This window comes from Ruegeria sp. BC3 (assembly GCF_056539265.1).
In genome coordinates, this window is sequence record NZ_JBQFUP010000002.1 from 90,769 (window position 1) to 114,084 (window position 23,316).

The following is a 23,316-nucleotide window of genomic DNA, read 5'->3' on the forward strand; positions in this document are numbered from 1 at the left end:
GCGCCTGCGTGAACGGTTCTTTGGGGCCGCCCGCACGGTTCTGGCCCGCCTATAAGGCGCGACCAGCCACTCGCCAGCTATTTCTCATTACATACGGGAGAGGACCAATGTCCCCCAAAACACTCTATGACAAGATCTGGGATGCCCATGTCGCGCACGAAGCCGATGATGGAACCTGCCTGCTGTATATCGACCGCCATCTGGTTCACGAAGTGACCAGCCCGCAGGCGTTCGAAGGCCTGCGCATGGCCGGCCGCAAAGTCCGCGCGCCGGAAAAAACCATCGCCGTTCCGGATCACAACGTTCCAACCACGCCGGACCGCGTAAACGGGATCGAAAACCCCGAATCGCGCATTCAGGTCGAAGCGCTGGACAAAAACGCCAAGGATTTCGGCATTCACTACTACCCGGTGAATGACGTCCGTCAGGGCATCGTACATATCGTCGGCCCCGAGCAAGGCTGGACCCTGCCCGGCATGACCGTGGTTTGTGGCGACAGCCACACCGCCACCCACGGCGCATTTGGCGCTTTGGCCCACGGCATTGGTACGTCAGAAGTTGAGCATGTTCTGGCCACGCAGACCCTGATCCAGAAGAAGTCGAAGAACATGAAGGTGGAGATCACCGGCAAACTGCAGCCGGGCGTGACCGCCAAGGATATCACTCTGGCCGTAATCGGTGAGACCGGCACAGCTGGCGGTACAGGTTATGTCATCGAATATTGCGGCGAGGCGATCCGCGATTTGTCGATGGAAGGCCGCATGACTGTCTGCAACATGGCAATTGAGGGCGGCGCTCGCGCCGGTCTGATTGCGCCGGACGAAACCACCTTTGAATATGTCAAAGGCCGCCCGCACGCCCCGAAAGGCGCACAATGGGAAGCCGCGATGGACTGGTGGAAAACGCTCTTTACCGATGAGGGCGCGCATTTCGACAAGGTCATCACTCTGCGCGGCGAAGACATTGCGCCGGTTGTTACCTGGGGCACCAGCCCCGAAGACGTGCTGCCGATCACCGCGACTGTACCGAACCCCGAAGATTTCGAAGGCGGCAAGGTCGACGCGGCCCGCCGGTCCATCGAATACATGGGTCTGGAAGCCGGCCAAAAGCTGAGCGATGTCGAGATCGACACGGTATTCATTGGGTCCTGCACCAATGGCCGTATCGAAGACTTGCGCGCTGCCGCCGAGATTCTGAAGGGCAAAAAGATCAAGGACGGGATGCGCGCCATGGTCGTGCCCGGCTCGGGTCTCGTCCGTGCGCAGGCCGAAGAAGAAGGTCTGGCCGAGATTTTCAAGGACGCCGGGTTCGAATGGCGTCTGGCTGGGTGTTCCATGTGTCTGGCGATGAACCCAGACCAGTTGCAACCGGGCGAGCGCTGTGCCGCAACCTCGAACCGCAACTTCGAAGGCCGTCAAGGCCGGGGCGGACGCACCCACCTGCTGAGCCCTGCGATGGCTGCCGCAGCGGCAATCACAGGACGGCTGACAGACGTTCGTGAATTGATGTAAGGTGCCCTCATATCTAGATATTTGAGGGATTGAAAACATGAGTGACTGGGTCAAATGGCTCCTGCTGGGGCTTCTGTCCATAGCGTTTGGTATCTTCGTACTGGGCGCGCCAGTTGTGGCGTCTGTCGCGGTGACCGTGGTAACCGGTGTGTTGCTGCTGGTCTCGGGCGTGCTGCAAGTTGTTGGTGGCTTCACGGTTGAAGGCACCGGCAACAAGATTCTGTCACTCATCATGGGTGCGGTGATGCTGTTTCTGGGCTGGAACTTCATGTCCCAGCCACTCGAAGGAACCGTCACTCTGGCGATCGTCATGCTGATCCTGTTCATGGCAGGCGGTATCGCGCGGGTCATTCTGTCGTTCCAGATGCGTGGAACGCAGTTTTTCTGGCCCACGATGATCTCGGGCATCTTGTCGATCATCCTCGCCGGTATCATCTGGACTTATGTAGGAAGCGAACCTCAGGTGCTGCTGAGCATTCTGGGCATCTTCCTGGGCATTGAGATGCTGTTCAACGGGTTCGGATTGGTCTTCATGGCGTTCTTCGTCAAGAACGCACCCGACGACGCAACAACGGAAGCGAAACAAGCTTAAACGCGGAGCACGGGCGCGGCCCTCTCCCGCAGGAGTGTGAACATGGAAAAGTTTGAAAAAGTCCACGGGGTGGCCGCCCCAATGCCGTTGATCAATATCGACACAGATATGATCATCCCGAAAGTGCACCTGAAGACCATCAAACGGTCCGGCCTTGGCGTCGTGCTGTTTGACGAGATGCGCTATCACGATGACGGGCAGGAAAACGAAGAGTTCGTTCTGAACAAGCCCGCCTATCGCCAGACCGAGATTCTGGTCGCGGGCGACAATTTCGGCTGCGGCTCGTCGCGCGAACACGCGCCTTGGGCCATCAAGGATTTCGGCATCAAGGTTGTGATCTCGACCAGCTTTGCCGACATCTTCTTCAACAACTGCTTCAAGAACGGCATCCTGCCCATCGTGGTAGAAGAAGAACATCACGCCGTGCTGATGGAAGATGCACATAAAGGCGAGAACGCCCGCATGACCGTGCATTTGGAAGATCAAAAGATCACCACATCGGACGGCATCGAGATCGCGTTCGATATCGACCCCCATCGCAAACACTGCCTGCTGAACGGTTTGGACGATATTGGCCTGACGATGGAGAAAGATCACCACATCGATAAATTCGAAGATCACGCCAGTCAGGCACGCCCCTGGGTGTAACGCCTGGGGACGAATCTGTGGACACTCAACCTATCGGGGTCGCTTCGGCGGCCCCGTTCGCATTCTTGGGGTCTAAATCTAAACAACCACAATATGTGGTGGGTGGTCGCGTTTACACGTCGAATTTGCGACACGAATGATGCAAAGGCGCACCAGTTTCGCCATCTTTTTGCCCGAAATCACGTGTTTTCTGCAGGCTGACTTGAGCGGATTGCCGCTTATCGTCAGTGTTGGCGATATCAGAGGCACCCGTCGAATAAAAATATTGTCGGGCACAAGTTGGGACGAAGCCGTCACAGAAGCGGCCAATCCGGTTTGAAAGGGTTTGGATAGTGATTGCGCGCACAACAGGGGCGGCGATACGGGGATTGCTTGTTGCACTCATGGTGCTGACTCCCGCGTTGTACCTGCCTGTAACGTCTACGAATGGGACCGAGATTGTCGTCTTTCTCGCCATTCTGGCGTTCTTCCTGACGTTCGCAGAATACAACTCGGCCTTCCCCAGCTTTATCGAATTCCGCGATGCCCCGCCGGTGAACCGGTTACGCTTTGTTGGTCTGATGACGATGATCACGTTCATGACGCTGATCTGCAAAAACGTCTATGCCCCGACGGGCCTGACCACGCTGACCTATTCCATCGGCCTTGGTGTCGCGAATGTGGTCGATTTCCCCTATTCGCCGGTGCGCCTGATCATCCTGATGCTGCCCGCAGATACGAGCGCCCCGCTAACGGAACTGGTTCGTATCTGTGCCAGCGTTGCCAATGTTGCGGCCCTCGTGACCATCGGCAGCTTCGCTTATGCAGTCCGGGTACGCGGTTGGCCCACCGGCAACGGTGCGTTTAATGTCTGGACCAACCTTCCGCTGTTTGACCCGACCAAGGGTGGCGATGTGGTGACACGACTGCAGCGGGACGGGCGTCTGAACATTTGCATCGGCATTCTGCTGCCGTTCCTGATCCCGGCCCTGATCAAACTGCTGACGGATTATGCCGAGCCGATTTCGCTCAGCAATCCCCAAACCATGATCTGGACGCTTAGCGCTTGGGCCTTTCTGCCAGCCAGCATGATTATGCGTGGACTGGCGACATTGCGCATTGCCAGCCTGATCGTCGAAAAACGACGCGCCTATTCCACTGCCGAGTCCACTCAGACCGCATGACCCGCATCCTGATCCTGCTGCTGCTGCCGTTTATGGCACAGGCAGAGACGGTTCGCATCGCCACCTACAACACAGAACTCAGCCGCGATGGTCCGGGACTGCTGTTGCGTGACATTCGCCGCGGGGATGCACAAGTCAGCGCGGTTGTCGGCGTTCTGACCGAGACCCGACCAGACATCCTCGCGCTGCAGGGCATCGACTGGGATTTCGAAGGACAAGCAGTCTCGGCGCTGGTAGGGCAATTGAAAGACGCCGGATTGGACTATCCCTTTGTCTTTGCGGCCCAGCCCAATTCCGGCATTGTAACCGATCTGGACTTGGATGGTGACGGGCGCACCAGCGGACCAGGTGATGCGCAGGGTTGGGGGCGGTTTACCGGTCAAGGCGGACTGGCCGTGCTGTCGCGCTATCCCATTGCTACAGATCAGGTTCAGGACTTCTCGACACTGCTTTGGCGAGACCTTCCGGGCGCCGAATTGCCGAGCCTAGACGGCGCGCCATACCCATCGGAACACGCACAGCGCATTCAGCGACTGTCTGCCGTCGCTCATTGGATAGTCCCCATAGAAACACCGACCGGGCAGTTGGACCTTATGACCTTCCATGCCGCGCCACCTGTGTTCGACGGCCCCGAGGATCGCAATGGCCTGCGCAACCGGGACGAAATTCGGCTTTGGTCAGCTGTGCTGGACGGCAAAGTGGGACGTGAACCAGACGGTCCTTTTGTGATCGCTGGAGATGCCAATCTGGATCCGGCACGCGGGGACGGGCGCAAAGAGGCAATCCGCGGCCTGCTGAACGATCCCCGGCTAAACGACCCGTTGCCCGGTGACCCCAATGGGGATCAAACCACTGTGGTTTGGAAGGCAGTTGGCCCGATGCGCGTAGATTACGTACTGCCATCCTCACATTGGACCGTGACGGATGCAGGCGTTCACTGGCCAGCAGCCGGCACCGAGGCCCGTGATATTGCCGAAAAAGCCAGCCGCCACCGGCTGGTATGGGTCGATTTGACCCTGCCGCGCTGACGGCCAATTCTGGCCCGAAAATCGGGTCTGACGCAATTTTCAGACACTCAAGGGCGCACACGGGAAACAAACCTGTGTTTTCCTTGCTTTCAGGCAGGATCGTCTCATTGACCCGGTGCGGTACAGGCGCTAGGGCCTTTGCTGTAAAACGCAAGGAGATCCTTCATGTCCAACCCCTCGCTCCTCATCCTGCCCGGAGACGGAATTGGCCCCGAAGTCATGGCCGAAGTGCGCAGAGTCATCGACTGGTTCGGTGCAAAACGTGGCCTGGAATTCGACGTGAGCGAGGATCTGGTCGGCGGTGCCGCCTATGACGCCCACGGCAAGCCGTTGTCGGACGAGACCATGGCCAAAGCGCAAGAGGTCGACGCGGTTCTTCTGGGCGCGGTTGGCGGCCCGAAATACGACGATCTGGAATTTTCTCTGAAGCCCGAGCGCGGATTGCTGCGCCTGCGCAAGGAAATGGACCTGTATTCCAACCTGCGCCCTGCACAGTGCTTTGACGCGCTGGCCGATTTCTCGTCGCTGAAGAAAGACATCGTTGCGGGCCTCGACATCATGATCGTGCGCGAGCTGACCTCGGGCGTCTATTTCGGCGAGCCACGCGGTATCTTCGAAGAAGGCAACGAACGCGTCGGCATCAACACCCAGCGCTACACCGAGTCCGAGATTGAACGCGCCGCGCGTTCGGCTTTTGAGCTGGCAATGCGCCGGAACAAAAAGGTCTGCTCGATGGAGAAGGCCAACGTGATGGAATCCGGTATCCTGTGGCGCGAGGTCGTGGATCGCGTGTCCAAGGACTACCCCGAAGTCGAGCTGTCCCACATGTACGCCGACAACGGCGCGATGCAGCTGGTGCGCGCGCCCAAGCAGTTCGATGTCATCCTGACCGACAACCTGTTCGGTGACATCCTGTCAGACTGTGCTGCAATGCTGACCGGCTCGCTGGGTATGCTGCCTTCGGCGTCTCTGGGGGCCCCTATGGCCAATGGCCGCCCCAAGGCGATGTACGAGCCCGTACACGGCTCGGCCCCGGACATCACCGGACAAGGCAAGGCCAACCCGATCGCCTGTATCCTCAGCTTTGCCATGGCGCTGCGCTATAGCTTCGATCAGGGCGAAGAAGCGGATCGTCTGGAAGCCGCGATCGAGAAGGTTCTGGCTGACGGCGTTCGCACCGGCGATCTGCTGGCCGATGAAGGCGTCACACCGGTCTCGACCACGGAAATGGGCGATGCCATTCTGGCAGCTCTCGACGAAAGCCTCTGATCAGGCACTCATTCAAATGAAAAGGCGGTGCCCGGTGCACCGCCTTTTTCTTTGCCCGCTCAATTCCCGAAGATGTTGTTCAGCAGGTTGTTGATGGCCCGGTCCAACCCGGTTTCTTTGTTGCGTCGTTGCTGCCGCTGCGGCTGAGCGGTTCTGGCCGGTGGGTCCGGGGCCAGCATCGGCAGCGGGGTCGGCGTCATGCCTTCGGTCACCCGCAGCATCGTTTCTCGCCAGATTTCGGCGGGCAGCCCCCCGCCTGTGACACCAGACAAGGGCGTGTTGTCGTCATACCCCATCCAGATACCCGTCACGTAGTCTGCGGTGAACCCGATGAACCAGGCATCGCGCGCGGCCTGAGTCGTCCCAGTCTTACCCGCGACCTGCCATCCGGGCAGTTGAGCCCGCGCACCAGTGCCTTCTGACACCACGCGCTCCATCATCCAGGTCAGCTGCTTTGCCGCCTTGTCATTGATGACCCGCTCACCGATCCCGGTGGTTGTCACCATAACCGGCGTGTCATCACCCAGCAGTTTCAATTCGGTCAGCCCATAGGGTTCCACGGCCGAGCCGCCGTTCAGGATACCTGCATAGGCACCCGTCATCTCGATAAGCGTGCTTTCCGACGCGCCCAGCGCCAGGGCCGGGCCCTGTGCCAGATCGCTGTCGATGCCAAACTCGCTGGCCACGGTGCGGACATTGTCCAGCCCTGCGACCTCGGCCACTTTCACAGCCGGAATGTTCAGCGAATTCTTGAGCGCATCCGCCAGGGTGACCCGCCCATAGAACTTGTTGGTGTAGTTCTTGGGGCACCACTGGCCCGAACCCGGGATGTTCACGCAATAGGGTTCATCCACCACCGTATCCAAAGGCGAATACCCAAGCTCTAGCGCTGTAGCATAAACGAACGGCTTGAACGACGACCCCGTCTGCCGCAGGGCCTGCGTGGCGCGGTTGAACGCACCAGACACCCGCGTCTTTCGTCCACCCACCATTCCGCGCACGGCTCCATCCGCTGACATCACAACGATTGCGGCCTGGGCTTTGGATCCTTCGCGGACCTTTTCCTGAAAGATATATTGCAGAGCCTCTTCGGCCGATTTCTGAATGCGCTGATCCAGCGTGGTGCGGATCACGACGTCTTCGGTGGTGTTGCGCGTAAAGAACTCGGGCCCGCTGGCCATAACCCAATCGGCAAAATAGCCCCCAGCCCTTGCGGCCGCGGCCTCGGACAGTTGGGCGGGGTTGCTGCGGGCGCTGCTGGCCTGTGCTGAGGTCAGGTAGCCCTGCGCCTCCATCAGACCAACAACCAGCTGCGCCCTATCTTGCGAACGTTTCAGGTTGTTCGTGGGCGCATAGCGTGTGGGCGCAACCAGCAGACCGGCGAGCATCGCCGCCTGAGCCGGGTTCACCTCGGCTGCCGAGATACCGAAATAGCGCTGGCTGGCTGCTTCGAAACCGCGTGCACCTGCGCCCAGAAATGCGCGATTCAGATAGATGGTCAGGATTTCATCTTTGGAGTATTTGACCTCCATCGCGATTGCATAGACCGCCTCTTTGGCCTTGCGCCACAGAGAGCCTTGGCGGCAGTCGGCCTCATAAGCGGCTTCGGATTCCCATTCGCTGGGCTCGTAGGGCACGCCGAGGCACAACAGCTTGGCCGTTTGCTGTGTGATGGTCGAGCCGCCATGGCCCGATAATGGCCCACGCCCTTCGCTCAGGTTGATGCGCACAGCGCTGGCGACGCCGCGGGGGCTGACGCCGAAATGGCGATAGAATCGCTTATCCTCGGTCGCGACGACGGCGTTCTTGAGATGGGGCGAGACGGTATCGGCCGTGATAACGCCACCGAACTGATCGCCGCGCCAGGCAAAAACCTTGCCGTCGCGATCCAGCAGGGTCACCGATCCGCGTGCGCGGCCGTCCAGCAGGGCATCCACATCGGGCAGAGAGGAATAGACTACGCCAACCGCCAGGGCCAACAGCATCGCGGCCACAGCACCCAAGCGCCAGGTAATGCCCCAGATCACACGCCAGATCCAACGGAACATGCGGCGGAAGAACCCGCCACCACCTCCGGATGATGTCTTGCGGGTCTTCTTCCTGGCCGTTTTGCGCGTCGACGTTTTACGCGCCGTCGCCTTTTTGCCAGCGGGCTTGGCCGCGCGCTTCGTGGTCGCGGGTTTTCGCCCCTTGGATGGGTATCTTTTGTCCGCAACAAGCGGTGTCTTGCGGCGCCTGGACTCAGTCATGCTCAAACTCTGCCCGGTTATCATTTTGAGGCACCATACCCTGCCCATGGCTTGAAGTAGAGGTGTGAATTTCCCCTAAGCACCCTCCATAGTATGCCCTCTTTTTAGGCAAAAGTGTTTTTTTGTGCAAAAATTGTGCACCTAGCCTCAATTTTCCCCTGCGTTCTGATGCCTTGACCGTTCCTTACTGCGGTCAGTCGCGCTCTTTTTCTGCAGGTGCAAACAACCGGTCCCGCCGGACAGGAAGAGGGGAAAGACGTGAAACTGATCATTGCGACAATCAAGCCGTTCAAGCTGGAGGAGGTGCGTGAGGCACTGACCGAGGCCGGCGTGCGCGGCATGATGGTGACCGAGATCAAGGGCTTCGGCTCGCAATCGGGTCACACCGAAATCTATCGTGGGGCCGAATATGCGGTGAACTTCGTGCCCAAGATCAAACTGGAAATCGTGGTGCCCGCGACGATGGCCGACCAGATCGTCGAAACAATCACCAAGACCGCCAAAACCGGCAAGATCGGTGACGGCAAGATTTTCGTCCTTGATGTCGAGCAGGCCCTGCGCGTGCGGACCGGGGAAACGAACGAAGAGGCGCTCTAAGCGTCGCCACTCACACATATTCGAGGAAGTCACATGAACCTGATGAAATCTCTCATCCCTGCCGCTGCGCTTGTCGCACTGCCGCAGATGGGCCTTGCGCAAGAGGCCGCCGCCGGCGAAACCGCGCAGCACACGCAATATATCCTGACCACCCTGCTGTTCCTGATGGGCGGCTTTCTGGTGTTTTGGATGGCTGCGGGCTTTGCAATGCTCGAGGCTGGCTTGGTCCGTTCAAAGAACGTTGCCATGCAGCTGGTCAAGAACATGGGCCTGTTTTCCTTTGCGGCCATCATGTACTGGCTGGTTGGCTTCAACCTGATGTACCCCGGCGACGGCTGGATGATCCCCGGCGTTCTGGGCGCTATCGCACCCACGTCGCTTGAACCGGTTGGCCTTGCAGGCGTTGAAACCGACCTGTCCTATGCCTCTGTCGGTTCGGACTTCTTCTTCCAGCTGATGTTCTGCGCCACAACCGCGTCGATCGTTTCTGGCACCGTGGCCGAGCGTATCAAACTGTGGCCCTTCTTCATCTTCGTGATCGTCCTGACCGGCATCATCTACCCGATCGAGGCGTCCTGGCAGTGGGGTGGCGGCTGGCTGTCCGAGATGGGCTTCAGCGACTTCGCAGGCTCGACCCTGGTACACGCCGCAGGTGGTTTCGCAGCGTTGGCCGGTGCCATCGTGCTGGGTCCGCGTATCGGCAAGTACAACAAAGACGGCAAAGTGGTTCCGATCCCCGGTTCGAACCTGGCGCTTGCGACCTTGGGTACATTCATCCTGTGGCTGGGTTGGTTCGGCTTTAACGGCGGTTCGCAGCTGGCTATGGGCACCATCGGTGACGTTGCCGACGTCAGCCGCATCTTCGCCAACACCAACATGGCTGCTGCTGCCGGTGCCGTTGCTGCGCTGATCCTGACACAGGTGATGTACGGCAAAGTCGACCTGACCATGGTGCTGAACGGTGCACTGGCCGGTCTGGTATCGATCACTGCTGAACCTCTGGCTCCGTCGCTGTTCCAGGCGCTGATCATTGGTGCCGTGGGTGGTGTGATTGTTGTCTTCACCGTCCCGATGCTGGACCGCATGAAAATCGACGACGTTGTCGGTGCAATCCCGGTTCACCTGATCGCAGGCTTCTGGGGTACCTTCATCGTGGCATGGACCAACGGTGACGCGAACTTTGTGACCCAGATCATCGGCTTCGCTGCCATCGGTATCTTCGTCTTCGTGGTCAGCTTCATCCTCTTCTCGATCCTCAAGGCGACTGTTGGCCTGCGGGTTGGCGAGGAAGAAGAGATCAACGGCCTGGATATGGGCGAGCTGGGTATGGAAGCCTACCCTGAGTTCTCGAAGGGCTAAAACCTGAGTTAACCACTCGAAAGGCCGGGCGTTCGCGCCCGGCTTCTTTTGTTTGCCCGATTGTTCCCGATACAATCCCAATTCTTGACCCGGCAGTCGCCGCAAGCCATCCCATATCGGGAACCGCACAGTTTCGGAGGGCCCCATGAAAACCATTGGTATTCTCGGCGGGATGTCAGCCGCATCGACACAAATCTATTATCGCGAACTTTGTGACCTGACCCGGCAGCGTCTTGGTGGGCTTCACTCACCCGAACTCCTGATCCGCTCGCTGGATTTTGCCGAGATCGAAGCCCTGCAAGTCAAAGGCGAATGGTCCGAGGCCGGTGAGATTCTGAACCGAGAAGCCAAAGCGCTTGAGAGCGGTGGTGCAGATATCCTCGTTCTCGCGACCAACACAATGCACAAACTGGCCGAACAGATGATGGACGGAGTATCCATCCTGCTGCTGCACATCGCAGACGCCACAGCAGAGGCAATCCGCGCGGCTGGCCTAAAGTCGCCGGGCTTGATGGCAACCGCATTTACGATGCAGCAGAGCTTTTACACCGATCGCCTTCGCGCTGCGGGTTTAACACCGATCCTGCCGTCAGAGGCGGATCAGAACACGACCCACCGGATCATCTATGATGAGCTGTGCAAGGATGTCGTGACACCCAAAAGCCAAGAGGCATATGTCGAGATCGCCCAGCGCTTGGTCGATGCGGGCGCGGATTGCCTGATCCTTGGCTGCACCGAAGTCGGAATGTTGTTGAACGCGGACAATGTGCCTTGTCCGGTGTTTGACACGACCCAAATCCACTGCAGAACGGCTTTGGAAATGGCTTTGTCTTAGCTTTCGTCACCGCCTAGGAGCCGAAAAAGAAAAGGCCGCGAGTGAACCGCGGCCTTTCTGAATAGAATTTCAAAGCGCGTCAGACGCCCACATCGACAATCGCCTTGGCCAGAATCGGCACCGTGTTGGCGTTCAGGCCCGCGATGTTCAATCGGCTGTCACCGACCATATAGATACCGTGATCGGCGCGCAGCTTCTCGACCAGTTCCGGGGCTGCGCCCAGACGCGAGAACATGCCACGGTGTTGGGCGACGAAACCAAAGCGGTCAGACCCGCTGAGGCGTTGCAGTTCGTCGGCCAGTTGCTGACGCAGGCCCAGCATGGACAGGCGAATCTCTTCCAGTTCAGCTTTCCAATCGGCGCGCAGGGCGTCGTCGTTCAGGATCGTGGTCACCACGCGGGCACCGTGATCGGGCGGGAAAGAATAGTTCTGGCGATTCAGAAACGCCAAAGTCGCCTGATTCAGAGCCGTTTGCGCGGCATCGTCACTGATCGCCATCAGCAAACCGGTACGCTCGCGATAGACGCCGAAATTCTTCGAACAAGACGCCGCGATCAAGCAGCGCTTGACGGACGAGGCCACAAGGCGGGTCGCCTGCGCGTCTTCTTCCAGACCGTCGCCAAAGCCCTGATAGGCAATGTCGATCATCGCCACGAGGCCCTGCGCGTTGATCAGGTTCACGACCTCTTGCCATTGCACCATGTTCAGGTTCGCGCCGGTCGGGTTGTGGCAGCATCCATGCAGCAGCACGACATCGCCCGCCTTGGCGGTTTTCAGGTCTTCGATCATTCCATCGAAATCAACACCGCGGGTTTCACCGTCGAAATAACGGTACTGGACGGTCTCCATCCCCAGATAGCTCAGGATCGACAGGTGGTTCGGCCAGGTCGGGTTCGACACGAAGACGCGGGCCGAAGGGTTAGCCATGCGGATCATCTCGAACGCTTGCCGACACGCACCAGTGCCGCCCGGAGTCGCGACAGCGGCGATGTTGGCGCGCGGTACAGAGGTGCCAAGGATCAGGCCGATCATCGCGTCAGCATAGGCCGGGTCGCCAGCCAGCCCGGTATAGGCCTTGGATTCCTGTTCTTCCAGAATACGCTTTTCGGCCGCTTTCACGGCACGCATAACGGGGGTCACGCCCTCGGCATTCTTGTAGACGCCCACGCCCAGATCGATCTTCTGATCGCGCGGGTCTTCGCGGTACGCTTGCATTAGCGCCAGAATCTTGTCGGCGGGCTGCGGTTTGAGGTTCTCGAACATCAGTTCTCTCCGGTTGCGACGGGCAGGGTCGGGAAAGCACCCCATTCAGCCCAGGAGCCGTCATAAAGCGAATGATCTTTCTTGCCCAAGCGCTCGAGCGCCAGGCTGAGGATCGCGGCAGTTACACCCGACCCGCATGACGTGATGGCCGGTTTGGACAAGTCGACGCCAGCAGCCTCGAACACGGAGCGGCACTCTTCGGGCGTCTTCATCGTGCCGTTTGCGTTCAGCAGGTTTCCGAAAGGCACGTTGCGAGATCCCGGAATGTGACCCGAACGCAGACCTTCGCGCGGCTCGGTCCCGGTTCCTGCAAAACGGTCGGCCGGGCGCGCGTCGATGATTTCGTGATCGGCCAGCTTTGCTGCGGCTGAGACTTGCGTCACATCACGGACCAGGTGGTTTTGAACCCGAACGGTCATGTGGCGGTCGCGGATCACCGGCGGCAGATCTTCAATCTCGCGCCCCTCGGCTTGCCATTTTGGAAGACCACCATCCAGAACGGCGATGTTTTCCTGCCCCATCAGGCGGAACAACCACCAGACCCGCGCCGCTGACATCAGACCCGCCCCGTCATAGACCACGACCTGATGGCCATCGCCCACGCCCATCGCCCGCAGGCGCGACATGAACTTCTCGACCGGAGGCGCCATATGCGGCAGGTCCGAGCGGTGGTCCGAAATCTCGTCGATATCAAAGAATCGCGCACCGGGGATGTGGGCGGCGTCATATTCAGCCTTGGCGTCGCGCCGTTGCTGCGGCAAATACCACGACCCGTCCAGCACCCGCAGGTCTGGATCTTTCAGATGGGCGGCAAGCCATTCGGTAGAAACGAGGGTTTTCGGATCGTCCTGCATCAAAGCCTCCCCTAAACGCGCTTGGTTTGTCCCTATACGCGCGCGCATGCGGGTTCAAGGCTGGATGGGCCAATGTAACCCGCAGATACGTGCGGCTTTGGTACAGCAAATGGAAGCGCACGCGAAAAGTGCGACGCAATCAAGGTGTTCCGAGAAAAGCCCCGAAGGCCTGCTGAACAGAACTCACTCAACAGGAGAACAATACGAACATCACTGGAACCAAGCTGGGTCTTATGGCTCTGGGCTTTGCCGCGCTGGTCCCGCCAATTGCAGCTTCGGCTCAGATCGCGTGCGAGTCTTACACGGTCAAGGCAGGCGATACGCTGGCCGGAATCTCGGAAACGGCCTATGGATCACGGGACTACCAGATCATATTCAACGCGAACCGCAACGTTATTGCCGGTAACCCAAACAACCTGGCGCCTGGTATCGTTCTCAACCTGCCTTGCGCAGATGGTCGTTTGAATGCGTCCCCGCAGTTCGACGACATTGTTCAGCGCGAAGAAGAGAAAGCAGCCAAAATCACCCCCAGAAATGATTATGAACCGCCAATCCGGCTGCTGGCGGGCAACGATTGGGCACCCTGTACCGGTTAAGGCCTGTCCGGCGGTGGTTTTTTGATGCGTTTGACGACGACGGCTCTGCATCGCGCCGGAAACCGACGCGAATTCAATTAAGGTTGGGTCAACGACTTCAACTCGCACCCGTACGCGCTGCTGCCAGCTGGCGCTTATGACATTGCTGTTGCCTGGGTTGTGCCGGATTGCACCAAGAACCCGGACGCTATGGGTGAAGACAGCCTGTATCGCTGCAACGGGTTTTACGCTTCATAGCCCGTTTACGAGTCCGTTGTGGGATACTTCACTTTGCCGGACAGCAAATACGCAACTGCCACTTCGATCGAAGGGCTGGAAGGCGTGATCGTCTGTCGGAAGGAAGGGCTCTTCACCAACGATCTGGAAGAAACTGGTCTGGTCCACCCCAAGATCACTCTGGTCCAGCCCCGAACCACAGAAGAGTGCATCGAAGCCGTTATGAACGGTACCGCTGACGCGACAGGGACGGCGATTCAGCAAGCCAATGGCGTCATTGCAAGCCTGGACCTCGAAAACTCGGTGGTTCAGAATGAAAACTTCACCCACCTGTCCACCATCCGCTTGTTGGCTCACAAGTCGAACCCTTTCGGGCTGCAATACATCTTGATGCTGAACAACGGCCTGAACGAGATACGAAAGTCGGGTGAATGGTACGATATCGTCTCTAGCTCGCTGACCGAGTGCAGCGCTCAGAATCTGGCTGCTTCGAACTAAGCGAGCCAATCTGACAGCGCACCTGCGGGCCGTCTTTCTTCAATGGATCAGGCCCAAATCGGCCTGGTCTTTTTGTTCACCCCGTCGGAGATGAATCACTGGGTGGCGCATAGTGGTGCATGTTCAAGAATGCGGCCCCCTGGGCCCCTGCGCGGTAACCATGTGGCAGGTCGGCGGCAAATCGCAGGCCCTGCCCGGCCGCCAACGGTACCCATTCACCGTCGCGCAGAATTTCAAGCGATCCGTGCAGAACAAACACCTCTTCGGTCACTCCCGTCGCGTGAGGGGGCGACTCATGGCTCTGGTTCGGGGCAAGGTCCACGTGGAACGTTTCGGCGCGCAGGGCGGGATCGAAAGGAAACACGATCTTGACCTCGATGCTGCCGGGAAAGGTCACGGTGCGGAATACGTCGGGGGCGGCGGTATCGCGGAGGGTGTCGGACCCGATCAAGGCGCTTAGCGGCAACTGAAACCCTTTTGCAATTTTCCACAGGGTCGCGATGGTCGGGCTCGATTCGCCCCGCTCGATCTGGCCCAGCATCGCTTTGCTGACACCAGTCATCTCAGCTACTTTGGACAGGCTCAGCCCTGCGGCCGCGCGCACATCGCGTAGTTTCAGCGTAATTTCGTCCGGTGCCATCTTGTAATCTCTCGAATCGTCTTGTGCGTTATAGCGCACATGTGGTACGTGCGCTATAACGTACACATCCCGAATATCGCAACCGGGGAAAAAGGGAAACAGCATCATGCCAATGTACCGATCCAGAACCTCTACCCATGGCCGTAACATGGCCGGTGCGCGTGGCCTGTGGCGCGCCACCGGTATGCAAGATGATGATTTCGGCAAGCCGATCATCGCCATCGTCAACTCGTTCACCCAATTCGTCCCCGGCCACGTCCACCTGAAAGACCTGGGCCAGATGGTTGCGCGCGAGGTCGAAGCCGCAGGTGGTGTTGCGAAAGAATTCAACACAATCGCGGTAGATGACGGCATCGCCATGGGCCATGACGGAATGCTGTATTCGCTGCCCTCGCGCGAGGTCATCGCGGATTCGGTCGAGTATATGGTCAACGCCCACTGTGCGGACGCGATGGTCTGTATCTCGAACTGTGACAAGATCACTCCGGGTATGCTGATGGCCGCCATGCGCCTGAACATCCCAGCGATCTTTGTCTCGGGCGGCCCGATGGAGGCCGGTAAAATCGACATCGCTGATCTGGACGTGAAAAAAGTCGATCTGGTCGATGCGATGGTTGCTGCAGCGGATGATAAATACACCGACGAGCAAGTCAAACACATTGAGGAAAACGCCTGTCCGACCTGCGGGTCGTGCTCGGGCATGTTCACCGCGAACTCGATGAACTGTCTGGCCGAGGCATTGGGTCTGGCGCTACCGGGCAACGGCTCAACGCTCGCCACGCATGCTGACCGTAAGAACCTGTTCCTTGAAGCCGGTCGTCGTATCGTCGAGATCACCAAGCGCCACTACGATCTGGACGAAAAAGGCTTCCTGCCGCGCGAGATCGCCACGTTCGATGCGTTTGAGAACGCAATGAGCCTGGATATTGCCATGGGTGGGTCCACCAACACTGTTTTGCACCTGCTGGCCATCGCGCACGAGGGTGAGGTGCATTTCACCATGTCCGACATGGACCGCCTCAGCCGCAAGGTGCCGTGCCTGTGTAAGGTCGCGCCCAATACCGAGAATGTACATATGGAGGACGTCCACCGCGCCGGTGGCATCTTCTCGATCCTCGGTGAGCTCAGCCGCGCTGGACTGCTGCACGAACACTGCAACACCGTTCACTCGGCCACGATGGGTGAGGCGATTGCTAACTGGGACATCAAAGTCGCCAATAACCCCGCCGCGCAAGAGTTGTTCAAGGCAGCCCCAGGCGGCGTGCGCACGACGCAGGCCTTCAGCCAGTCCAACCGGTACAAGGATCTGGACACTGATCGCGAGGGCGGCGTGATCCGGTCCAAGGAACACGCCTTTAGCCAGGACGGTGGTCTGGCGGTTCTGTTCGGGAACATCGCGCGCGACGGCTGCATCGTCAAAACGGCCGGTGTGGATGAGAACATCCTGAAGTTCACCGGCTCGGCCTATGTGTGCGAAAGCCAGGATCAGGCGGTCAACGACATCCTGACGGGCAAGGTCAAGGAAGGCGACGTGGTGGTGATCCGCTACGAAGGCCCGCGTGGCGGTCCGGGGATGCAGGAAATGCTATACCCGACCTCGTATCTGAAATCCAAAGGTCTGGGCAAAGCCTGCGCCCTGCTGACTGACGGCCGATTCTCGGGCGGGACCTCGGGCCTGTCGATCGGCCACGTCTCTCCTGAGGCTGCCGAGGGTGGCGAAATCGGACTGGTCAAAAATGGCGACAAGATCGAGATCGACATCCCCAACCGGACCATCCATCTGGCCGTTTCCGATGAAGAACTGGCCGCGCGCCGGGAAGAGCAGGACGAAAAGGGTTGGGTGCCAGTAGCACCACGGAAGCGCAAGGTGTCCACCGCGCTCAAGGCCTACGCCAAGCTGACGACCAGCGCGGCCAAAGGGGCTGTGCGCCAGCTCTGATACAGCAGTTTCCAAGCTGTGAAACCTGACATAGGTTCAAAGGCCTCGCTATATGCAATAGCGAGGCCTTGTTTCGTTCGAGCGGCTGTTTTGGTGATATAAAATGACAATCTGGCGCCCACATAACGGGATCCGCGTCAAAGCCATCGGCCTGCTTTGGCAAGGGCACCGACTGCTCGTGGCCGATGTTCACGATGATTCCAATATTTTGAAAGGTGTGCGCCCGCTGGGCGGAAGCGTCGAGTTTGGCGAGACTTGGCAAGGCGCGCTAAAACGCGAATTTCTCGAAGAACTTGGTATAGAAATCGAAATCTCAGGCGCGCCGCTCGTGCTCGAAAATATCTACACCCACTAAGGCGCGCCGGGTCATGAGATCATTTTCGCAGTAGACGTAACCCTTGCACATTCGGCGGAATTGCCCGATGCGCCCATCACCTTTCGCGAAGACAACGGGATCGTCTGCACGGCCCATTGGCGAGACATCCATACGTTGGATACGAGCGACGGACCGCAGCTTTTTCCCAACGGTCTCAAGCAACTCCTGATCTCGGACTGAAGCACAAAGGGGACCCTCCCGCGCCCGATCCGCGCCATCGGCTGCGCCGCTGCCACGTTCGGCCTTGGGCCCGGCGCCGCGCAATGCGCGGCGCCGGGCCCAACCAGAGGAGATGTCTCGTCAGAGACATTGACGATGGGCGGGAGCCACTGACTGCCTGTTGAAGGGTTAATCGCCGAGCTTGGCGTGGACTTCGTCGAGGTCGATTTCACCAATCGGCATTTTGTTAGCCGGATTTTCGAAATCATATTTGAACAGTTCGAAATCCTGTTTGTAGATTTCGTAGACAAGATGCATCGAAAGATCGTCGAAGTAGTCCTCGACCGGATGGGCACGTTTCGGTCCGTGTCCTTCGGATTCATTGAAACGCGGAATCTCGGCAAGGTTCACCGCGTGGGGCGTCTGCAATGCGTCCAGCACAGTCTGCATGCCGTCATTGAATTTCTCGGTCCAGAAAATCTGATCGTAACGCCCGCCATTCACAATGAAGGTCGAAACGTGGCCGGACATTGCCGACCAGTGAATGTCGGGATCCATCGGACGCCGCCAGCGGATCGTGTCGCGCGCAAACAGCAGGAAACGGCGAAAGCTGGCGATCTGATCGAACTCTCCCTTGCCGTCATCGCCACCAACCTCGATCCCGTAGTTGTAGATCAAAGTGGGGACCAGATTGCCCCGATACCGTCTGCCGTTGCGCTGGATGCCGCAGATCTTGTCAAAAAAAGAACTTAGAATCCGGGTGTAGGGATTGCGCACACAGGTAAAGGCCAGGGACTTGTGATCCCGCACATTGCCCGAAATCTGCGCCTGACTGGGGCCGAACGCCCATTTGTGCATCCCGTCTTTGGCGTCGTGAATGTCGCCATCAAAGAACCGCCCATGATCCGAGTAGTACATGATCTGACCAATGGTCGAGCACGCGCATTTAGGCACAACACGGTAAACCATGCTTTCGCTCTCGGTCATCCATGTACCGGGAAAACCCATCCGCTGCGCCTCCTTTGCTGGTCTGGTCACATAATCGACATGCCAGCATTTGACACCAAAAAACCAAAAATATTCTGTTTATTCAATCGCTCATCCTCAGTATCACGGTTGGAAACGGGCAGAAACGGAAAACAATAGGCCAAAATGGCTAGGATTGCGTATATATTGCTGTGCCACAAAGACCCTGACGCAATCATTGCGCAGGCCAACCAGTTGACGGCAGCCGGGGATTGCATGGCCATCCATTTCGATGCGCGGGCGAGCTCGGCGGCCTATGCGCGCATTCGTGAGGCCTTGAAAAACAATCCAAATGTCACCTTTGCCGCCAAACGCATCAAATGCGGCTGGGGCGCGTGGTCTCTGGTTCAGGCCACGCTGAACGCCGTAGAGGCGGCCGTTGATGCCTTTCCTCGCGCCACCCATTTCTACATGGTGTCCGGGGATTGCATGCCAATCAAATCGGCTGAGTACATCCACGAGTTTCTGGATCATCGCGACCACGATTTCATCGAAAGCCATGACTTCCTGGAAAGCAACTGGATCAAGACCGGCATGGTCGAGGATCGGCTGATCTATCGGCACTATTTCAATGAACGCACTCAGGCCAAGTTGTTTTATGGGTCTTACAACCTGCAAAAAAGGTTCGGTCTGACGCGCGAAATTCCGTCGGACATTCAGGTCATGATCGGCAGCCAATGGTGGTGCCTGCGTCGCCGTACGATTGAGATGATCCTGGATTTTCTAAAAAAGCGCCCGGACGTGAAACGGTTCTTCTCGACCACCTGGATTCCGGACGAGACCTTTTTTCAGACACTGGTGCGCCACCTGATCCCCAAGACCGAGATCGAAAACCGCACCCCGACTTTCCTAATGTTCTCGGACTATGGGATGCCGGTGACGTTCTACAACGATCACTACGATCTGCTACTGGGACAAGACTATCTGTTCGCCCGCAAGATCAGCCCCGAAGCCCATGAGCTGAAAGACAGGCTGGGCGATCTTTACGCCGCCGAAGGCGAGACTTTTCACATCTCGAACGAAGGGCGCAATCTTTACGGCTTTTTGACCGGGCGCGGCCGGGTCGGGCGGCGGTATGCTCAACGGTTTTGGGAAGCGGGCAATACACTGGGTCCTGAGCGCGAAGTGTTTCTGGTCGTGTGCAAGAAATGGCACGTGGCCAAGCGGCTGGTGGATCAGATTGTCTCGGAGACGAATATCCCCTGCGTCGAATATCTGTTCAACGAAGAAGACACTGCCCTGCCCGACCTGGGCGGGATTGAAACTACGCTGGCCAAGCGAACACGCCACAGGCGCGCGGTGGTCCGGATGCTGTTCGAAAGCTTCGACTCGAACAGGCTGGTCTTTTGCGTGGACCCTGCAGATCTAGACATCATTCAGGATTTCTGCGCGGTGCAAGCTCGCAGCCATGTTTTGGATATCGAGTGTGCGTATTCCGATGACTATCTGATCGGTCACGCCCGCCGCGTGGGTCTGGCCGGAGAAAGCAGCCCGCGGGACGCCGTAGCCCGGCTTGTCCCAGCGCTGCGAAACTCACTGGCGCACGAATCCGAACTGATCCGAGAGGCCGAGTTCGACGGCTATGTCCGCCTGAGAGAGAGTAACTCGCGAACTGAAAACGAAGCCGCAATTATCGAGTTTCTGGGGGTTTCAAAGGACAAGGCGCACGCCATCATGCGCCTTGATTACCTGTTTGCAGATTGATCCCGCCGCTCCGGCGGGACCAGTTCAGATGTCGAACTTTACGCCTTGGGCCAGTGGCAGTTCGGCCGAGTAGTTCACCGTGTTGGTCTGCCGCCGCATATAGGCTTTCCAAGCGTCCGAGCCGCTTTCGCGCCCGCCGCCTGTTTCTTTCTCGCCCCCAAAGGCACCGCCGATTTCCGCACCCGAGGGGCCGATGTTGACGTTTGCGATCCCGCAATCCGAACCAGCTGCCGTCAGGAATTGTTCCGCCTCGCGCATGTTCAAGGTAAACACGCAGGACGACAGACCTTGCGGTACGTCATTCTGCAGATCGATTGCGTCATCAAAATTTTCATAGCCCATGACATAGAGGATCGGCGCGAAGGTTTCGGTTTTCACCACTGCTGTCTGGCCCGGCATTTCGACAATCGCGGGCTCCATATAGACACCTGCCGGAACGCCTTCTGTCACACGCTTGCCGCCAAATACAGTGCCGCCTTCGGCCTTGGCGGCCTCTAGCGCTGCGGTCATGGCCGCGCCCGAGGCTTCATCCACCAGTGGGCCAACCAGCGTTCCTTCAGCCATCGGGTTGCCGATGGGCAAACCAGCATAAGCCTTTTTCAAGCGACCAACCAGTTCCTCGCGGATCGAGTTGTGCACGATCAGGCGGCGCAATGTGGTGCAGCGCTGGCCAGCCGTACCAACGGCCGAGAACACAATCGCTCGGACAGCCATTTCCAGATCCGCCGAGGGGCCAACGATCATCGCGTTGTTGCCGCCGAGTTCCAGAATACACTTGCCAAAGCGCTGCGCGACGATGGGTGCAACCGCGCGGCCCATCCGGGTCGAGCCGGTGGCCGAGATTACGGGAACCTCTTCACTGGCGACCAAGGCTTCGCCCAGCGCGGCACCACCGATCAGTGTTTGCAGCAGCCCGTCAGGCGCATCACCAAACCGGGCCAAAGCGCGTTCAAAGATCTTTTGGCAGGCCATCGCGGTCAGCGGCGTTTTCTCGGACGGTTTCCAGATCACTGGATCACCGCAAACCAACGCCAAAGCCGCATTCCATGACCAAACCGCGACCGGGAAGTTGAAGGCCGAGATCACGCCGACGGGACCCGCAGGATGCCATGTCTCCATCATCCGATGGCCGGGGCGCTCGGACGCGATGGTCAGTCCGTAAAGCTGCCGCGAAAGACCCACGGCAAAGTCACAGATGTCGATCATCTCTTGCACTTCGCCCAGACCTTCGGAGGTGATCTTGCCAGCCTCCCAGCTGACCAGCGCCCCCAGATCGTCCTTGGCGGCGCGGAGTTCCTCGCCCAGAAGGCGGATCAACTCGCCGCGCTGCGGGGCAGGCACCACGCGCCACGCTTTGAACGCTGCTTTTGCACGGGCGAACACCGCGTCCATCTCGGACACCGGTGTCTCGTGCACCTCAGCCAATACGCTGCCGTCGATGGGCGATGTAACCTTGAGCGTACCGCCGGTCAGGTCGGCCTCGGTCAGGTCCAGATTTGCCAATGTGTTTTGGGCTGTCATCACGATGTCTTTCATATCTCAGGCCGCCTTGTTCTGTTCGGTTACGTCGCCAGCCCGATAGAGCCGGCCAAATTCGGTGTTGAGGAAATCGGCAAGCTTCACCTGCTCTTGCCGGACAAAGCCTTTTGCGGGCAGCACGCCGATTCGCATCAGATCGACGACGCCCAGAACGCCCGCAGCTGTTGTCACCTGAATGGCGCTCCAGACCTGTCCGTTAATGGTGCGGGCAAAGCTTTTGTTGATCAGGGATTTCTCGCGCAGCGCGCCATCGATCATGCCCTTTGCGGTGCAATAGACCAGCACCACATCCTGATCGGTGCGCGGCAGCGCGGTTTCAAAGATGTCTTTCAGCAGATCGCGGCGACGTTCCAACCCCAGATCATGCAGCAACAGTTTCAGGATTTCGCAATGGCCCGGGTAGCGGATCGAGCGGTAAGACACCGCCCTTGCCTTGCCGTCCAAGGTTTCTGGCAAAGTTCCCAAACCGCCGGAGGTGTTGAAGCATTCATACTCCACCCCATCATGACCCAGCAGTTCGTAGTCTTCCAGCGGGGCGGTCTTGACGCGTTCGCCATTCACGATGGCATCGCAGGGGTTACAGTATTCGTTGATCAGGCCATCGGTGGACCAAGTCAGATTGTATTTCAGCGCGTTGGTCGGATAAAGCGGCAGCGCCCCGACCCGCATATGCAGGCTGTCCAATTCGTCGAATTCCGAGGCCAAAGACGCTCCGGCGATCCCGACAAACCCGGGCGCCAGACCACATTGCGGCATAAAGGCGGTTTCGCTGTCTTTCGCCAGATCGCGCACCGCATTGGTGGCCGCCACATCCTCGGTCAGGTCAAAGTAATGCGCACCAGCTGTTTTCGCCGCCTTTGCAATCTTGGGCGTCAGGAAAAACGGGGCCGCCGAAATCACGGCATCAAAGCCTATCAACCCCTGGGTCAGCTGTGTATCGTCCTCCACATCAATCTGGCGGGTCGAAACTCCCTGCTTGTTCAGGGCTGATAACGCGGCAAGATCACGATCGGCCACCGTGACCGAGTAGTTTGACGATGACTTCAGCAGGGTTGCGATCATCTGACCGATCTTTCCTGCTCCGATGACACAAATGTTCCAGCTCAAAACGCGCCTCCTCTTTCGTTTGCAAAAAGTATGAGGCCCCACCTGTTCGAAACGTAGGCGCAATCTTGACGAAACCGAAGGTATTGCCGTCAATATGTCGGCAAATCTGACATATTGATGTATCGATGGAACGCTGCTTTTTGTCCG

At 58.5% G+C, this 23,316-nt stretch carries 22 protein-coding genes; 14 read left to right on the plus strand and 8 right to left on the minus strand.

Annotated features, from left to right (window positions below; all coding sequences use genetic code 11):
* The first annotated feature begins 107 nt into the window (after positions 1-107).
* The 3 genes from leuC to leuD are packed head-to-tail and all read left to right on the plus strand — an operon-like array spanning position 108 to position 2,751.
* Complete coding sequence (leuC, locus tag ACR0MV_RS05950; RefSeq protein WP_480701341.1) at positions 108-1,511, plus strand: 3-isopropylmalate dehydratase large subunit; 1,404 nt, start codon at positions 108-110, stop codon at positions 1,509-1,511.
* Between the two features lie 37 nt (positions 1,512-1,548).
* Positions 1,549-2,103 carry an HdeD family acid-resistance protein gene (locus tag ACR0MV_RS05955; protein ID WP_170428604.1) on the plus strand — a complete coding sequence of 185 codons (555 nt, stop codon included), beginning with the start codon at positions 1,549-1,551 and terminating at the stop codon, positions 2,101-2,103.
* Between the two features lie 42 nt (positions 2,104-2,145).
* Entirely contained in the window at positions 2,146-2,751 is a 606-nt protein-coding gene (gene leuD, locus ACR0MV_RS05960; RefSeq protein WP_170428607.1) for a 3-isopropylmalate dehydratase small subunit, read from the plus strand.
* A gap of 112 nt (positions 2,752-2,863) precedes the next feature.
* Here leuD and ACR0MV_RS05965 read toward each other — a convergent pair whose 3' ends face one another.
* Positions 2,864-3,136 (minus strand): hypothetical protein, encoded by a 273-nt coding sequence (locus ACR0MV_RS05965; RefSeq protein ID WP_170428303.1) that lies wholly within the window; start codon positions 3,134-3,136, stop codon positions 2,864-2,866.
* Between ACR0MV_RS05965 and ACR0MV_RS05970 the strand changes: the two genes are divergently transcribed.
* From ACR0MV_RS05970 to leuB, 3 genes are all read left to right on the plus strand, one after another.
* Positions 3,135-3,914, plus strand: a complete 780-nt coding sequence (locus ACR0MV_RS05970; RefSeq protein ID WP_174823514.1) for a hypothetical protein — start codon at positions 3,135-3,137, stop codon at positions 3,912-3,914. The two genes, ACR0MV_RS05965 and ACR0MV_RS05970, sit on opposite strands and share 2 nt — an antisense overlap.
* Entirely contained in the window at positions 3,911-4,942 is a 1,032-nt protein-coding gene (locus tag ACR0MV_RS05975) for an endonuclease/exonuclease/phosphatase family protein (protein ID WP_170428613.1), read from the plus strand. The genes ACR0MV_RS05970 and ACR0MV_RS05975 overlap by 4 nt, the downstream gene beginning before the upstream one ends.
* Before the next feature lie 165 nt (positions 4,943-5,107).
* On the plus strand, positions 5,108-6,211 hold the full coding sequence (gene leuB / locus ACR0MV_RS05980) for a 3-isopropylmalate dehydrogenase (RefSeq protein WP_170428616.1): 1,104 nt from the start codon (positions 5,108-5,110) through the stop codon (positions 6,209-6,211).
* Between the two features lie 59 nt (positions 6,212-6,270).
* On the opposite strand, the gene ACR0MV_RS05985 is transcribed toward leuB, so the two are convergent.
* Complete coding sequence (locus tag ACR0MV_RS05985; RefSeq protein ID WP_480701344.1) at positions 6,271-8,460, minus strand: transglycosylase domain-containing protein; 2,190 nt, start codon at positions 8,458-8,460, stop codon at positions 6,271-6,273.
* A 258-nt stretch (positions 8,461-8,718) separates the two neighbouring features.
* Between ACR0MV_RS05985 and ACR0MV_RS05990 the strand changes: the two genes are divergently transcribed.
* The 3 genes from ACR0MV_RS05990 to ACR0MV_RS06000 all read left to right on the plus strand — a co-directional run bounded on the left by ACR0MV_RS05990 (position 8,719) and on the right by ACR0MV_RS06000 (position 11,251).
* Entirely contained in the window at positions 8,719-9,057 is a 339-nt protein-coding gene (locus ACR0MV_RS05990) for a P-II family nitrogen regulator (protein ID WP_058273036.1), read from the plus strand.
* Between the two features lie 33 nt (positions 9,058-9,090).
* Entirely contained in the window at positions 9,091-10,416 is a 1,326-nt protein-coding gene (locus ACR0MV_RS05995) for an ammonium transporter (RefSeq protein ID WP_170428622.1), read from the plus strand.
* A 145-nt stretch (positions 10,417-10,561) separates the two neighbouring features.
* The gene (locus ACR0MV_RS06000; RefSeq protein WP_170428625.1) at positions 10,562-11,251 is read left to right on the plus strand and encodes an aspartate/glutamate racemase family protein; all 690 of its coding nucleotides are present in this window, start codon (positions 10,562-10,564) and stop codon (positions 11,249-11,251) included.
* Between the two features lie 79 nt (positions 11,252-11,330).
* On the opposite strand, the gene ACR0MV_RS06005 is transcribed toward ACR0MV_RS06000, so the two are convergent.
* Complete coding sequence (locus ACR0MV_RS06005) at positions 11,331-12,515, minus strand: amino acid aminotransferase (RefSeq protein ID WP_480701346.1); 1,185 nt, start codon at positions 12,513-12,515, stop codon at positions 11,331-11,333.
* Positions 12,515-13,369, minus strand: coding sequence for a 3-mercaptopyruvate sulfurtransferase (gene sseA, locus ACR0MV_RS06010; protein ID WP_480701348.1), 855 nt, complete (start codon positions 13,367-13,369; stop codon positions 12,515-12,517). Before sseA ends, ACR0MV_RS06005 begins: the two co-directional genes overlap by 1 nt.
* A gap of 233 nt (positions 13,370-13,602) precedes the next feature.
* Here sseA and ACR0MV_RS06015 point away from each other — a divergent pair, with 233 nt between their 5' ends.
* Both ACR0MV_RS06015 and ACR0MV_RS06020 read left to right on the plus strand, forming a co-directional pair.
* Positions 13,603-13,965 (plus strand): LysM peptidoglycan-binding domain-containing protein, encoded by a 363-nt coding sequence (locus ACR0MV_RS06015; RefSeq protein ID WP_170428635.1) that lies wholly within the window; start codon positions 13,603-13,605, stop codon positions 13,963-13,965.
* A 255-nt stretch (positions 13,966-14,220) separates the two neighbouring features.
* A complete protein-coding gene (locus ACR0MV_RS06020) occupies positions 14,221-14,679 on the plus strand; it encodes a type 2 periplasmic-binding domain-containing protein (protein WP_170428638.1) in 459 nt (152 codons plus the stop codon).
* A 76-nt stretch (positions 14,680-14,755) separates the two neighbouring features.
* Here the strand turns inward: ACR0MV_RS06020 and ACR0MV_RS06025 are convergent, their stop codons facing one another.
* Positions 14,756-15,319: a helix-turn-helix domain-containing protein gene (locus tag ACR0MV_RS06025; protein ID WP_170428641.1), complete on the minus strand. Its 564-nt coding sequence runs from the start codon at positions 15,317-15,319 to the stop codon at positions 14,756-14,758.
* A 106-nt stretch (positions 15,320-15,425) separates the two neighbouring features.
* On the opposite strand from ACR0MV_RS06025, the gene ilvD reads away from it, so the two are divergent.
* Positions 15,426-17,258 carry a dihydroxy-acid dehydratase gene (gene ilvD / locus ACR0MV_RS06030; RefSeq protein WP_170428644.1) on the plus strand — a complete coding sequence of 611 codons (1,833 nt, stop codon included), beginning with the start codon at positions 15,426-15,428 and terminating at the stop codon, positions 17,256-17,258.
* Positions 17,259-17,361: 103 nt separating this feature from the next.
* On the plus strand, positions 17,362-17,613 hold the full coding sequence (locus ACR0MV_RS06035; RefSeq protein ID WP_480701350.1) for an NUDIX domain-containing protein: 252 nt from the start codon (positions 17,362-17,364) through the stop codon (positions 17,611-17,613).
* A gap of 369 nt (positions 17,614-17,982) precedes the next feature.
* On the opposite strand, the gene ACR0MV_RS06040 is transcribed toward ACR0MV_RS06035, so the two are convergent.
* Positions 17,983-18,801, minus strand: a complete 819-nt coding sequence (locus ACR0MV_RS06040) for a sulfotransferase family protein (protein ID WP_480701352.1) — start codon at positions 18,799-18,801, stop codon at positions 17,983-17,985.
* A gap of 144 nt (positions 18,802-18,945) precedes the next feature.
* Here ACR0MV_RS06040 and ACR0MV_RS06045 point away from each other — a divergent pair, with 144 nt between their 5' ends.
* On the plus strand, positions 18,946-20,523 hold the full coding sequence (locus ACR0MV_RS06045) for a DUF5928 domain-containing protein (protein ID WP_170428654.1): 1,578 nt from the start codon (positions 18,946-18,948) through the stop codon (positions 20,521-20,523).
* Positions 20,524-20,547: 24 nt separating this feature from the next.
* Here ACR0MV_RS06045 and amaB read toward each other — a convergent pair whose 3' ends face one another.
* Both amaB and ACR0MV_RS06055 read right to left on the minus strand, forming a co-directional pair.
* Positions 20,548-22,044, minus strand: a complete 1,497-nt coding sequence (gene amaB, locus ACR0MV_RS06050; RefSeq protein ID WP_480701354.1) for an L-piperidine-6-carboxylate dehydrogenase — start codon at positions 22,042-22,044, stop codon at positions 20,548-20,550.
* An 18-nt stretch (positions 22,045-22,062) separates the two neighbouring features.
* Positions 22,063-23,169, minus strand: coding sequence for a saccharopine dehydrogenase family protein (locus ACR0MV_RS06055; protein WP_480701356.1), 1,107 nt, complete (start codon positions 23,167-23,169; stop codon positions 22,063-22,065).
* Positions 23,170-23,316: the final 147 nt, after the last annotated feature.

Coding starts and splice junctions, on each gene's coding strand:
- amaB (WP_480701354.1), bottom strand. CDS start 22,044: ATGACAGCCCAAAACACATTGGCAAATCTGGACCTGACCGAGGCCGAC.
- ACR0MV_RS05995 (WP_170428622.1), top strand. CDS start 9,091: ATGAACCTGATGAAATCTCTCATCCCTGCCGCTGCGCTTGTCGCACTG.
- ACR0MV_RS06025 (WP_170428641.1), bottom strand. CDS start 15,319: ATGGCACCGGACGAAATTACGCTGAAACTACGCGATGTGCGCGCGGCC.
- leuC (WP_480701341.1), top strand. CDS start 108: ATGTCCCCCAAAACACTCTATGACAAGATCTGGGATGCCCATGTCGCG.
- ACR0MV_RS05955 (WP_170428604.1), top strand. CDS start 1,549: ATGAGTGACTGGGTCAAATGGCTCCTGCTGGGGCTTCTGTCCATAGCG.
- leuD (WP_170428607.1), top strand. CDS start 2,146: ATGGAAAAGTTTGAAAAAGTCCACGGGGTGGCCGCCCCAATGCCGTTG.
- ilvD (WP_170428644.1), top strand. CDS start 15,426: ATGCCAATGTACCGATCCAGAACCTCTACCCATGGCCGTAACATGGCC.
- ACR0MV_RS06000 (WP_170428625.1), top strand. CDS start 10,562: ATGAAAACCATTGGTATTCTCGGCGGGATGTCAGCCGCATCGACACAA.
- leuB (WP_170428616.1), top strand. CDS start 5,108: ATGTCCAACCCCTCGCTCCTCATCCTGCCCGGAGACGGAATTGGCCCC.
- sseA (WP_480701348.1), bottom strand. CDS start 13,369: ATGCAGGACGATCCGAAAACCCTCGTTTCTACCGAATGGCTTGCCGCC.
- ACR0MV_RS06045 (WP_170428654.1), top strand. CDS start 18,946: ATGGCTAGGATTGCGTATATATTGCTGTGCCACAAAGACCCTGACGCA.
- ACR0MV_RS06040 (WP_480701352.1), bottom strand. CDS start 18,801: ATGGGTTTTCCCGGTACATGGATGACCGAGAGCGAAAGCATGGTTTAC.
- ACR0MV_RS05975 (WP_170428613.1), top strand. CDS start 3,911: ATGACCCGCATCCTGATCCTGCTGCTGCTGCCGTTTATGGCACAGGCA.
- ACR0MV_RS05965 (WP_170428303.1), bottom strand. CDS start 3,136: ATGAGTGCAACAAGCAATCCCCGTATCGCCGCCCCTGTTGTGCGCGCA.
- ACR0MV_RS05985 (WP_480701344.1), bottom strand. CDS start 8,460: ATGACTGAGTCCAGGCGCCGCAAGACACCGCTTGTTGCGGACAAAAGA.
- ACR0MV_RS05970 (WP_174823514.1), top strand. CDS start 3,135: ATGGTGCTGACTCCCGCGTTGTACCTGCCTGTAACGTCTACGAATGGG.
- ACR0MV_RS06005 (WP_480701346.1), bottom strand. CDS start 12,515: ATGTTCGAGAACCTCAAACCGCAGCCCGCCGACAAGATTCTGGCGCTA.
- ACR0MV_RS06035 (WP_480701350.1), top strand. CDS start 17,362: ATGACAATCTGGCGCCCACATAACGGGATCCGCGTCAAAGCCATCGGC.
- ACR0MV_RS06015 (WP_170428635.1), top strand. CDS start 13,603: ATGGCTCTGGGCTTTGCCGCGCTGGTCCCGCCAATTGCAGCTTCGGCT.